Below are 10,951 nucleotides of genomic sequence, written 5' to 3'. Positions count from 1 at the left end.
CCCCCCCCCCCCCCCCCCACCGGTCAGACGTAGCGTTCGAGGATCGACGCCTCGGCGAGCCGGGACAGCCCCTCGCGGACGCCCCGGGCGCGCGCGTCGCCGACTCCCTCGACGGCCTGGAGATCCTCGACCGTGGCGCCCAGCAGGCGCTGGAGGCTGCCGAAGTGCACGACGAGGCGGTCGACCACGGCCACCGGCAGCCGGGGCACCTTGGCCAGCAGCCGGAAGCCGCGCGGGCTGACCGCCGCGTCGAGCGCGTCGGACGCGGCCGGGTAGCCGATCGCCTTGGCGACCGCGACCAGGTCGATCAGCTCGGTCGCGCCGAGCAGGTCGAGCTCCACCAGCGCCTCGTCGAGGGTGCGGGACTTCCGGCCGGACGGCAGGTAGTCCCGGATCACCAGGGTGCGGTCGGCGTCGACGCCGGCCATCAGCTCGTCGAGCTGGAGGGCCAGCAGGCGGCCGTCGGTGCCCAGTTCCACCACGTAGCCGGCGATCTCGTCGGCGATCCGGCGGACCATCTCCAGCCGCTGCACCACGGCGACCGCGTCCCGTACGGTGACCAGGTCCTCGATCTCCAGGGCGGAGAGCGTGCCGGAGACCTCGTCCAGCCGGAGCTTGTAGCGCTCCAGCGTGGCGAGCGCCTGGTTGGCGCGGGACAGGATCGCCGCCGAGTCGTCCAGCACGTGCCGCTGGCCGTTGACGTAGAGGCTGATGATCCGCATCGACTGGCTGACCGAGATGACCGGGTAGCCCGTCTGCCGGGCGACCCGCTCCGCCGTGCGGTGCCGGGTGCCGGACTCCTCGGTCGGGATGGTCGGGTCGGGCATCAGGTGCACGGCGGCCCGCACGATCCGGGTGCCGTCGCTGGAGAGCACGACCGCGCCGTCCATCTTGCACAGCTCACGCACGCGGGTCGCGGAGAACTCGACGTCGAGCGGGAACCCGCCGGTGCAGAGACCCTCGACCACCTTGTCGTAGCCGAGGACGATCAGGGCGCCCGTCCGGCCGCGCAGGATGCGCTCGAGGCCGTCGCGCAGCGCGGTGCCCGGGGCCATCAGGGCCAGGTTCGCCCGCAACGGGTCGCCGGCGCCCCCGGCGCCGCCGGTCACGCTCACGCTGATCGGGCGGGCGGGCGAGCCCACGGCGCCGGTGCGGGCGTGAGGCGTCGCACCGGCAGGCTTGGCGGTGTCGCGGTCGATCGGCACGGGCACAGTCTACGGACTGCCCTGCGGTGGGTGCTGTCGTGGTTACTGTGATGTGTCACGATGCCCCGCCTCGCCCGGAGCGTGGGCCGGAGTCCGTGCTGTCCGTTATCGGGCCGGGCGCTCCGCCGGCCGCCACCGGCGGTCACTCGGCCGACGCCCGGGCGACGGCCTGGAGCGCCGAACGCACGTCGGTCACCTCGAGCACCCGCATGTGCTCGGGCGTGACGCCGGTGCTCTCGGGGCCGCAGCCGGTCGGCACCAGCGCGAGCCGGAACCCGAGCCGGGCCGCCTCGGCCAGCCGGCGCGGCACCGCGCCGACGCGGCGCACCTCGCCGGTCAGGCCGACCTCGCCGATCGCCACCAGGTGCGGCGCGATGGCCAGGTTGAGCCCGCCCGAGGCGACGGCGAGGGCGACGGCCAGGTCGGCCGCCGGCTCCACCACCCGGATGCCGCCGACGGTGGCCGCGAAGACCTCCCGGTCGTGCAGGGTCAGGCGTTCGGTGCGCCGCTGGAGCACGGCCAGCACCATCGCGAGCCGGGCCGAGTCGAGCCCCGAGACCGTCCGCCGGGGCGAGCCGGCCACGGTCGCGCCGATCAGCGCCTGCACCTCGGTGACGAGCGCCCGGCGCCCCTCCATCGCCACCGTGACGCAGGTGCCGGGCACCGGCTCCGAATAGCGGGTCAGGAAGAGCCCGGACGGGTCGGCCAGGCTGCTGATGCCGCCCTCGTGCATCTCGAAGCAGCCCACCTCGTCGGCGGCGCCGAACCGGTTCTTCACACCGCGCACCATCCGCAGCGAGGAGTGCTTGTCGCCCTCGAAGTGCAGCACCACGTCGACCAGGTGCTCCAGCACCCGGGGACCGGCCACCTGGCCGTCCTTGGTGACGTGGCCGACCAGCACGGTGGCGATGCCGCGCTCCTTGGCCACCGAGACCAGGGCGGCGGTGACCGCCCGCACCTGGGTCACCCCGCCGGACACCCCCTCGGCGCCGGTGGTGGAGATGGTCTGCACCGAGTCGAGCACCAGCAGGCCCGGCTTGACCGCGTCGAGGTGACCGAGCACGGCGGCGAGGTCGCTCTCGGCCGCGAGGTAGAGCTGGTCGTGCAGGGTGCCCATCCGCTCGGCGCGCAGCCGGACCTGGCTGACCGACTCCTCGCCGCTGACCACCAGGGACGGGCTGCCGGCGCCGGCCGCCCACTGCTGGGCCACGTCGAGCAGCAGGGTGGACTTGCCGACCCCCGGCTCGCCGGCGAGCAGCACCACCGCGCCGGGGACCAGGCCGCCACCGAGGACCCGGTCGAGCTCGCTGACCCCGGTGGGGCGGGCCCGTGCCGGCGCGGCGCTGATGGTGGCGATCGGCCGGGCCGGCTCGGCCGGCATCCGGGAGCTGACCACCTTTCCGGAGACCGTCGGGCCGGTGACCGTGCACTCGACCACCGAGCCCCACTCGCCGCACTCCGGGCAACGCCCCACCCACTTCGGTGGCTGGTGCCCGCAGGCGTCGCACTCGTAGGCCGGCCGGGGCTCGCGGGCGGCGGCGCGTCCGCGCCCGCCGACCCCGCCGGCGCGGGAGGAGGCCGATCGTGAGGTGGTCACACCGGGACGTTAGTACCCGGGTACGACGAAGACACCGCCGGCGTGGCGGTCACCACGCCGACGGTGTCGTCGGTCTGACAGGGCGGGGTCAGTGGCCGCCGTCCTCCTGGCCCTCGTAGCCGCCCTCCCGCTCGATGATCGGCGACGGGGGCGCCGCCGGGGTGAGCGGCACGGCGACGGGCGCGGGGCCGGTGAGCGTGACGCCGTTGCCGAAGTCGAAGGTCACGAAGACGTTCTGGCCGGAGCGCAGCGCCTCGTTCAGGCCGACGAGCTGGAAGAACCGGTCGGACCCGGTGTTGAGCTGCACGTAGCTCAGCGGCGGGATCTCGACCCGGGCCGGCTCGCCGGCCGGCGCGGCCGGGCTCTCCGGCGCGGCCGGGCTCTCGGTGGCGCCCGGGCTGGCCGAACCCGACGGGCTTCCGGTGGCGCCCGGGCTGGCCGGCGCCGACGGGTCGGGCGACGGCGACCCGCTCGGGGACGCCGACGGGCTGGCGGTCGCGCCGGCGCCGGTGATCACCACCTCGCGGGCGCTGTCGGTGGTCACGGTCACGGTGACCGGGTTTCGCGAGTCGTTGTAGATCACGGCGTTCAGGACGGCGTTGGCACCCGCCTGGTAACCCTCGGTGCCGGGGAACTCGACCAGCAGGCCGCGGACCGCGTACTCGCCGTTGCGGGCCGACAGGTTGACGCCCTGGACCGACGGCTCCTTGTTGGCGGTCTCGGAGACCTGGCCGGCGCCGCAGCCGGACAGCAGCAGCCCGGTCGCCGCGGCCATCCCGGACAGCAGCAGGGCCGCCCGCCGGGAACCCCTGATCGAGCGCGTCACGTCGGTCCTCCTCGTCACGATCCCACCCGGTGCTCACGCCGGGGGTGGTGGCCCTGCCCGCGCAGACCGCGCTCCAGGGTAGTTGGGCCTGATCCACCCCCGCACGCCGACCCGGAGATGCCACCGGAGGGGGCGCGCGTCACACCAGTCGGCCGCTCGTGACCAGCAGGACGACGTCGATGAGGGCGACCAGCATCACGGCCCGGAAGGCGGCCACCTGCCGGCCTCCGGCCCGGGCTGCGGCGCGCCCGCCGTACCAGCTCAGCGGCGGCACCACGACGGCGGTCGCGACCGCGGCGACGCCGACGCCCGACGGCGGCCCGGGTGGCCCGAGGGCCAGCGTGGCGGTCGCCGCGAGCAGCAGCAGCGCGGCGGCGGCGCGGCTGCCGGCCGGACCCAGCCGGTGCGGCAGCCCGCGCACCCCCGTCCGGGCGTCGTCGGCCAGGTCGGGCAGGACGTTGGCGAAGTGCGCCCCGGCGCCCAGGCAGGCCGCGGCGGCGACCAGCCAGACCGGCGGGACCACCGCCCCGGGCAGCGCCAGCACGACGAAGGCGGGCAGCGAACCGAAGGAGACCGCGTAGGGCAGCACCGAGACCGGGGTCGACTTCAGCGGCCAGTCGTAGAGCAGCGCGGAGAGCAGCCCGAGGGTGGCGCAGAGCGCGGCGGCCGGGCCGGTCGCCAGCGCCAGCGCCGGGGTGGCGAGCGCGGCCACCGTCGCGGCCACGGCCGTCGCGCGCCGGCCCACGGCGCCGGCGGCGACCGGTTTGTCGGTACGCCCCACCGTGGCGTCCCGCTCCGCGTCGAGCGCGTCGTTGGCCCAGCCGACGGCGAGCTGGCTGGACGCCACGGTGAGCACCACGGCGAGGATCCCGACGGGCCGGTGCCCGACGCCCCACGCCAGCAGCCCGGCCACCGTGGTGACCGCGGCGGCCGGCTCCGGGTGACTCGCCCTGACCAGCCCTAGCACCGTTGGCGACATGAGGAAAGTCTGGTCGTTACCGGGCAGTCGTGCCACGCTCGGTCCATGCCAGACGCGGGCCGCACCCTGCCACGCAACGATCCGCGCCAGTACGACGACCTGGCCGGCGAGTGGTGGCGGCCGGACGGCGCGTTCGCGATGCTGCACTGGCTGGCCGAGGCCCGCGCGGCGCTGGTGCCGACGGCGTCCCGCCCCGGTGCCCTCCTCGTCGACCTCGGCTGCGGCGCCGGGCTGCTCGCCCCGCACTTGGCCGGCAAGGGCTACCGGCACGTGGGCGTCGACCTCACCCGGTCGGCCCTGGAGCAGGCCGCCGCGCACGGGGTGAGCGTCGTCAACGGCGACGTCACCGCCGTGCCGCTGGCGGACGGCTGCGCCGACGTGGTCGCCGCGGGCGAGTTGCTGGAGCACGTGCCGGACTGGCGGCGCGCGGTGGCCGAGGCGTGCCGGCTGCTGCGGCCCGGCGGCCTGCTCGTCCTGGACACGTTGAACGACACGGCGCTGAGCCGGCTGCTCGCCGTGCGGATCGCCGAGCGGCTGCCCACGGTGCCGACGGGCATCCACGATCCACGGTTGTTCGTGGACGCCCGGGCGCTGGTGACCGAGTGCTCCCGGCACGGTGTCGACCTGCGGCTGCGGGGCATCCGGCCGGGGGTGCCCGGCCTGCTCGGCTGGCTGGTCCGCCGGATGCGCGCCGCCGACCGTCCGGACGCGGTCCCGGGCGGCCGTCCGCACGCGACGGTCGCCGGCCCGACGCCGCGGATCGTGCCGACGTGGTCGACCGCCGTGCTCTACCAGGGGCGTGGTCGACGGAGCGGATAGCGGTGCCCGTCCCTGGGTAGGGAGAGGGCCGAGAAGGGGGCTGTATGACGCAGCACGCGCTGGAGGCGGCTCGCCGCCTGGCACCGAGGCTGGCCGCCCGGGCGGCGGAGCACGACCGGGACGGCTCGTTCCCGGTCGAGGACTTCCGGGACCTGCGCGAGGCCGGGCTCTTCGGCCTGATGGTGCCCACCGCGCTCGGCGGGATGGGCGCCACCTTCGCCGAGTACGCCGCGGTCGCCACCGAGCTGGCCCGGGGCAACGGCGCGACGGCCCTGGTCTTCAACATGCACGCCTCGGTCACCGGTGCGCTCGGCGCGGTGACCGAGGAGCTGGCCGAGGCGCTCGGGGTGCCGGACGAGGCGCTGGCCGCCCGGGACCGGCTGCTGAGCGCCGCCGCGCAGGGCTCCTGGTACGCCGTGGCGATGAGCGAGCGCGGCGCCGGCGCCCGGCTCTCCCAGCTGAGCACCGTCTACGAGCCGACCGACGGCGGTTGGCACCTCAAGGGCAGCAAGACGTTCTGTTCCGGGGCCGGGCACGCGGACGGCTACCTGGTGGCCGCCCGCAGCGCCGCCGACCAGTCGGTGGTCTCCCAGTTCCTGGTGCCGGCCGGCGACGGGCTGACCGTCGAGCCCACCTGGGACTCGCTCGGCATGCGCGCGACCTCATCGCACGACCTGCACCTGGACGTGGCCGTGCCGGCCGACCGGCTGCTCGGGGGCGTGGAGGGGCTGGCCCTGGTGGTCGCCCAGCTCATGCCGCACTGGCTGGTGGCCAGCTACGCCGCCGTCTACGTCGGGGTCGCCCGGGCGGCGGTCGACGCGGCGGCCGAGCACCTGAACGCCCGCAACCTCGCCGGCCTGCCGGCGGTCCGGTCCCGTCTCGGCCGGGCCGACGCGGCGGTGGCGGCGGCGCAGCTGGTGGTCGCCGAGGCGGCCCGCCGGGTGGACGAGGCGCCGGGCGACGCGGAGACCAACCGCTGGGTCTGGCGGGCCAAGCTGCTCGCCGGCACCACCGCCGCCGAGGTGGCGGCGTCCATGCTGGAGGCGGCCGGCACGTCCGCCACCCGGCGGGGGCATCCGCTGGAGCGGCTCTACCGGGACGCCCGCTGCGGCTCCCTGCACCCGGCGACGTCGGACGTCTGCGCGGACTGGCTCGGCATCGCCGCGCTGGGCGGCGACCCGGACCGCGACACGACGGTCCCTCGTTGGTGAGCGTGGGGAGTCCGTCGAGGCGGCGGACGCGCGGGCGCACGGCGCGGGGGGCCCGTCCAGGGGCGGGGTGGGCCGCCCGCTGCGCAAGGCCGGACGAGAGGTGGGCATGGTGGCCGTACCGGTGATCGCGGGGCTGGGGACGGCACACCCGCCGTCGGCCGCGCAGGACGACCTGTGGGAGGGCTTCTTCTCGAAGCACTTCTCCGGCAGCACGCGCGCGCTGGCGCAGCGGATCTTCGCGCACTCGGGGGTCACCCGCCGCCAGGCCGCCGTGAACCCGTTGCTGGAGGACGTCTCCGACTGGCCGACGGAGCGGCGGATGCGCCGCTACCTGGTCGAGGCGCTGCCGCTGGGCAAGGAGGCGGTGGGCCGGGCGCTGACCGCCGCCGGCCTGTCCGCCGGCGACGTCGGGCTCTTCGTCGTCTGCTCGTGCACCGGGTACGCCACCCCGGGGCTGGACATCCTGCTCGCCCGGGACCTGGGCATGGCCCCGGACACGCAGCGCATGTTCGTCGGGCACATGGGCTGTTACGCCGCACTGCCGGGGCTGGGCGCGGCGAGCGACTTCGTCACCGCCCGGGGCCGGCCCGCGCTGCTGCTCTGCGCGGAGCTGACCAGCCTGCACATCCAGCCCTCCAACGCCCGGGTGGACACCCAGCAGATCGTCTCCCACGCGCTCTTCTCGGACGCCGCGGTCGCCGCCGTGGTCGTCCCCGGCGGCCGGGGGTACGCGCTGCGCGAGGTCGCCTCCGTCACGGACACCTCGACGGCCGACCACATGACCTGGGACGTCACCGACACGGGCTTCCGGATGGGGCTGTCGCCGAAGGTGCCGCAGGTGCTCTCCACGCACGTCCGGGGCCTGGTCGAGGGGCTGCTGGCCCGGCACGGCACGACGCTGTCCGAGCTGGACGGCTGGGCGGTGCACCCGGGCGGGCCGCGCATCCTGAACGTGGTCGAGCGGGAGCTGGCCCTGCCGCCGGAGGGCCTGGCGGCGTCCCGGGCGACGCTGGACGAGCACGGCAACTGCTCGTCGCCGACGGTGCTGCTGATCCTGGACCGGCTGCGCCGGGCCGCGTCGCCGCCGCGCCGGGTGGTGATGCTGGCGTTCGGCCCGGGCCTGACCCTCTACGCCGCGTTGCTCGAACGACAGGAGTGAACCGTCGCGCGTGCGGTTACCCTCTGGTGATGGACGCCGATGCGGCAGACCGGCCGGAATCCGGGCCGGACGCGGGTGAGCACGCGACTCCCGTCGGGGCCGACGACCGGCTGCGCATCGCCGTACTGGCGGTGGCGGGGCTGGCCGCGCTGGTCGGCGGAGGCTGGTGGTGGCAGGCCGAGGCGCCCCGCACCGGACCGGTCGGCGTCGCTTCGAGCGCCGCACCGCGGGTCGGGGGCGGGTCCGCGGCGGCCCGGGTCCAGGCCGTCCCGCCGGAAGGGCCGGTGAGAGCGAGCAGCTTCTGGCTCGTCGACCCGAAGACCGGCGACGCGACCAGGACGGACCCGCGCAGCGGCCTCACCTTCCGGGTCGACCCGCGCAACGGCGACGCGGTCCGGGCCGACGTCGGGCCCGCGGGCCCGGACGCCCGCCGGTTCATGGACGGACGGCTCGACGAGGCCGCGCGGGGCAGCCGGCTGGACCCGTTCCCCGACACGGTCTGGTCCGCTCAAGGTCGGCTGGGCCCTGCGGAGGGGCTCGTCAAACACGCCTCCGCCGAGGGCGGGGCCCGGCACCTGCTGCAGTTCCGCTGCGTCGGCCCCGGCGAGCTGTTGATCGTGATCGACGGGGCCCGGGCGGCGGACCCGATCACCAGCGCCTGCGACGGCTCGGTCACCTCGACGGCGGTCACCGGGAGGGGCGGGCCGTTCCAGGTCTCGCTGTCGAGCGCCAACGCCGAGCCGCTCCGGGTCGAGGCGCAGCTGGTCGCCCTGCCCTGACCCCGCCTCCGCGCCCGCCGGGTGTCCAGAGCGCACCGGCGGGTGGCGTCGTCGCACGGGTGGCAGCGGGGCCGGGGGCGGTGCATCGGGCGGTGGAGGGCGCGTCCGCTCAGGCGAGGCGGGCCAGGTCGGCGCGGTAGTCCTCGGCGGAGCGCACCTCGGGCACCACCTTGACGAGGACGCCGGCCCGGTCCACCAGCAGCGCGGTGGCGGCGCCGGGGCGGGCCGGCAGGTGCAGGAACGCCCGCAGCCCGCCGGCCGGGTCGGCGAGCGGTCGCACGGTCGCCCCGGCGGGCGGCGTGACGCGTACGGGCCGGTCGCCGGCGACGGTGACCACCGTCACGCCGGCCGGCGCCAGGGTGGCGGCGGCGGCCACGTCCAGCGGGCAGGGACAGCCGTCCACCAGGATGATCATCGCCGGCACCAGTGCGCGCAGGGGCACCGGTGACTGCCCCGCGTCGACCAGGTCCAGCGCGGGCAGCGGCCGTCCGGCCGACCCGGCCGGCGGCGCGTACGGGGTGGCGGCGGGCTCCGGGGCGGACCGGCCGGACCGGGGCCAGGTGACCGCCGCGAGGCCGGCCAGGGTGGTCAGCACCGCCACCAGCAGCACCAGCAGGGGCAGGGCGAGCGGGGAGCGGGCTGCCCGGCGCGCGGCGGCGCGGCGGGGCCTCGCGTGCAGTTCGCGGCGGATCTGCTCGGCCTCGGCGGCCAGGGCGGAGGCGTCGTCCGGCACGACCACCCGACCCCACTCCGGCGGCAGGTCGGGCAGTCCGGGGCCGTCTGCGTCGGGCTTGCCCATCGGACCCCCAAGACGTCTCGGCGAGCGGACAGCGGCTCGACCTCCAGCGTCCCGCACCGGACGGGCTGCCGCTACACCTGGGCGCGTACCCGGCCGGCCGGCTACCATGGGAGGAGCGCATAGCCCTTGATCTCGACGTTCGCGTCACTCGTACCGGGACGTCATCTGAGCGTTACGGAGCGTGGTCAAACCACCGGTTTGGCGGCCTGTCAAGCTGAAGAAATACCTCTCACAGGGCCCCTGAGCTGCGCCAACGGTCAGGACAGCGGTGAGACATCGGTGCCTGAGCGTGTTACCCTAGACACAGCGAAAGGGGTTTCGAACCTATGGTTTTCAGTGTCGGCGAGACCGTTGTTTACCCCCACCACGGGGCCGCACTCATCGAGGCAATCGAGACTCGGGTCATCAAGGGCGAGCCTAAGCAATACCTCGTCCTGAGGGTCGCACAGGGTGACCTGACGGTCCGGGTGCCCGCCGAGAACGCCGAGATCGTGGGTGTGCGCGAGGTGGTCGGCGAAGAGGGCCTCGGCAAGGTCTTCGACGTGCTCCGTGCACCGCACACCGAGGAGCCGACCAACTGGTCGCGGCGTTACAAGGCGAATCTGGAGAAGCTGGCCTCCGGTAACCCGCTGAAGGTTGCCGAGGTCGTGCGCGACCTGTGGCGCCGGGAGCGGGAGCGGGGTCTCTCCGCGGGTGAGAAGCGCATGCTGGCGAAGGCCCGCGACATTCTCGTCGGCGAGGTCGCGCTGGCCGAGAAGAGCACCAAGGACGAGGCGGAGACGCTGCTCGACAAGGTCCTCACCGAGGCCTAGTCCCCACAGCATCGTCGTACCCGATTCGTAGTGAACAAACCACCGAGGACCGCGACGTGACCGCGCAGCTCAATCCGCGCGGTGACGTCGCGGTCCTCGTGCCTGCGGCCGGTGCCGGCGTGCGGCTCGGCCCCGGCCGGCCCAAGGCGTTGCGCCTGCTCGGCGGCGAGCCACTGCTGGTGCACGCCGTCCGCCGGCTCGCCGCCGCGCCGTCGGTGCACACCATCGTCGTGGCCGCTCCGGCCGCCGAGGTGGCGGCGGTGCGCGACCTGCTCGCCCCGGTCGCCCCGGTGACCGTGGTGCCCGGCGGCGCCGAGCGGCAGGCGTCGGTCGCCGCGGCCCTCGCCGCGGTGCCCGCCGGCCCGGAGATCGTCCTCGTGCACGACGCGGCCCGGGCGCTGACCCCGCCCGATCTGGTGGAGTCCGTCGCGGCGGCGGTCCGCGCCGGGAGCGACGCGGTGATCCCGGTGCTTCCCGTGGTCGACACGATCAAGGAGGTCGGCGCCGACGAGGTCGTCCTCGGCACCGTCGACCGCTCCGCGCTGCGGGCGGTGCAGACCCCGCAGGGCTTCCGGCGGGCGGTGCTGACGGCCGCGCACGCCGCCGCCGGCGACCCGCTCACCGACGACGCCGGCCTGGTCGAGAAGCAGGGCGTCCCGGTGTCCTGCGTTCCCGGCTCGGAGTACGCGCTGAAGGTCACCCGCCCGTTCGACCTGGCGCTGGCCGAGCACCTGCTCGCCACCGGCGCCTGACGCGTACCCTCTT

Annotated in this window: 11 protein-coding genes; 6 read left to right on the top strand and 5 right to left on the bottom strand. The window is 75.7% G+C overall.

Features of this window, described 5'->3' with window-relative positions; all coding sequences use genetic code 11:
* Positions 1-23: 23 nt before the first annotated feature.
* The 4 genes from disA to ACSNN9_RS03755 form a co-directional block, all read right to left on the bottom strand.
* Entirely contained in the window at positions 24-1,205 is a 1,182-nt protein-coding gene (gene disA, locus ACSNN9_RS03770) for a DNA integrity scanning diadenylate cyclase DisA (protein ID WP_436671219.1), read from the bottom strand.
* A 142-nt stretch (positions 1,206-1,347) separates the two neighbouring features.
* A complete protein-coding gene (gene radA / locus ACSNN9_RS03765) occupies positions 1,348-2,802 on the bottom strand; it encodes a DNA repair protein RadA (protein ID WP_436671218.1) in 1,455 nt (484 codons plus the stop codon).
* A gap of 88 nt (positions 2,803-2,890) precedes the next feature.
* Entirely contained in the window at positions 2,891-3,628 is a 738-nt protein-coding gene (locus ACSNN9_RS03760; protein ID WP_436671217.1) for a hypothetical protein, read from the bottom strand.
* A gap of 139 nt (positions 3,629-3,767) precedes the next feature.
* On the bottom strand, positions 3,768-4,607 hold the full coding sequence (locus ACSNN9_RS03755) for a UbiA family prenyltransferase (RefSeq protein WP_436671216.1): 840 nt from the start codon (positions 4,605-4,607) through the stop codon (positions 3,768-3,770).
* 45 nt (positions 4,608-4,652) lie between these two features.
* On the opposite strand from ACSNN9_RS03755, the gene ACSNN9_RS03750 reads away from it, so the two are divergent.
* The 4 genes from ACSNN9_RS03750 to ACSNN9_RS03735 all read left to right on the top strand — a co-directional run bounded on the left by ACSNN9_RS03750 (position 4,653) and on the right by ACSNN9_RS03735 (position 8,575).
* Positions 4,653-5,426 (top strand): methyltransferase domain-containing protein, encoded by a 774-nt coding sequence (locus ACSNN9_RS03750; protein WP_436671215.1) that lies wholly within the window; start codon positions 4,653-4,655, stop codon positions 5,424-5,426.
* 44 nt (positions 5,427-5,470) lie between these two features.
* Positions 5,471-6,637, top strand: a complete 1,167-nt coding sequence (locus tag ACSNN9_RS03745; protein ID WP_436671214.1) for an acyl-CoA dehydrogenase family protein — start codon at positions 5,471-5,473, stop codon at positions 6,635-6,637.
* A 100-nt stretch (positions 6,638-6,737) separates the two neighbouring features.
* Positions 6,738-7,796: a type III polyketide synthase gene (locus ACSNN9_RS03740; RefSeq protein ID WP_357873793.1), complete on the top strand. Its 1,059-nt coding sequence runs from the start codon at positions 6,738-6,740 to the stop codon at positions 7,794-7,796.
* A 29-nt stretch (positions 7,797-7,825) separates the two neighbouring features.
* Complete coding sequence (locus ACSNN9_RS03735; protein ID WP_436671213.1) at positions 7,826-8,575, top strand: hypothetical protein; 750 nt, start codon at positions 7,826-7,828, stop codon at positions 8,573-8,575.
* A 109-nt stretch (positions 8,576-8,684) separates the two neighbouring features.
* On the opposite strand, the gene ACSNN9_RS03730 is transcribed toward ACSNN9_RS03735, so the two are convergent.
* Complete coding sequence (locus ACSNN9_RS03730) at positions 8,685-9,374, bottom strand: hypothetical protein (protein WP_436671212.1); 690 nt, start codon at positions 9,372-9,374, stop codon at positions 8,685-8,687.
* Between the two features lie 326 nt (positions 9,375-9,700).
* On the opposite strand from ACSNN9_RS03730, the gene ACSNN9_RS03725 reads away from it, so the two are divergent.
* Together ACSNN9_RS03725 and ispD are read left to right on the top strand one after the other, a co-directional pair.
* Complete coding sequence (locus tag ACSNN9_RS03725) at positions 9,701-10,186, top strand: CarD family transcriptional regulator (RefSeq protein ID WP_007073334.1); 486 nt, start codon at positions 9,701-9,703, stop codon at positions 10,184-10,186.
* Between the two features lie 56 nt (positions 10,187-10,242).
* The gene (gene ispD, locus ACSNN9_RS03720; RefSeq protein WP_436671211.1) at positions 10,243-10,938 is read left to right on the top strand and encodes a 2-C-methyl-D-erythritol 4-phosphate cytidylyltransferase; all 696 of its coding nucleotides are present in this window, start codon (positions 10,243-10,245) and stop codon (positions 10,936-10,938) included.
* The last annotated feature ends 13 nt before the right edge of the window (positions 10,939-10,951 follow it).

Source organism: Micromonospora sp. URMC 107, from assembly GCF_051386315.1.
GTDB lineage: Bacteria > Actinomycetota > Actinomycetes > Mycobacteriales > Micromonosporaceae > Micromonospora.
The sequence above is the reverse complement of the archived record's forward strand: the minus strand, read 5'-3'. Positions and strand labels throughout refer to the sequence as shown.

What these genes read in the sequence shown, in the direction of transcription:
- ACSNN9_RS03730 (WP_436671212.1), bottom strand. Translation starts at nt 9,374, where the DNA reads ATGGGCAAGCCCGACGCAGACGGCCCCGGACTGCCCGACCTGCCGCCG.
- ACSNN9_RS03745 (WP_436671214.1), top strand. Translation starts at nt 5,471, where the DNA reads ATGACGCAGCACGCGCTGGAGGCGGCTCGCCGCCTGGCACCGAGGCTG.
- ACSNN9_RS03755 (WP_436671216.1), bottom strand. Translation starts at nt 4,607, where the DNA reads ATGTCGCCAACGGTGCTAGGGCTGGTCAGGGCGAGTCACCCGGAGCCG.
- ACSNN9_RS03725 (WP_007073334.1), top strand. Translation starts at nt 9,701, where the DNA reads ATGGTTTTCAGTGTCGGCGAGACCGTTGTTTACCCCCACCACGGGGCC.
- ACSNN9_RS03735 (WP_436671213.1), top strand. Translation starts at nt 7,826, where the DNA reads ATGGACGCCGATGCGGCAGACCGGCCGGAATCCGGGCCGGACGCGGGT.
- ACSNN9_RS03750 (WP_436671215.1), top strand. Translation starts at nt 4,653, where the DNA reads ATGCCAGACGCGGGCCGCACCCTGCCACGCAACGATCCGCGCCAGTAC.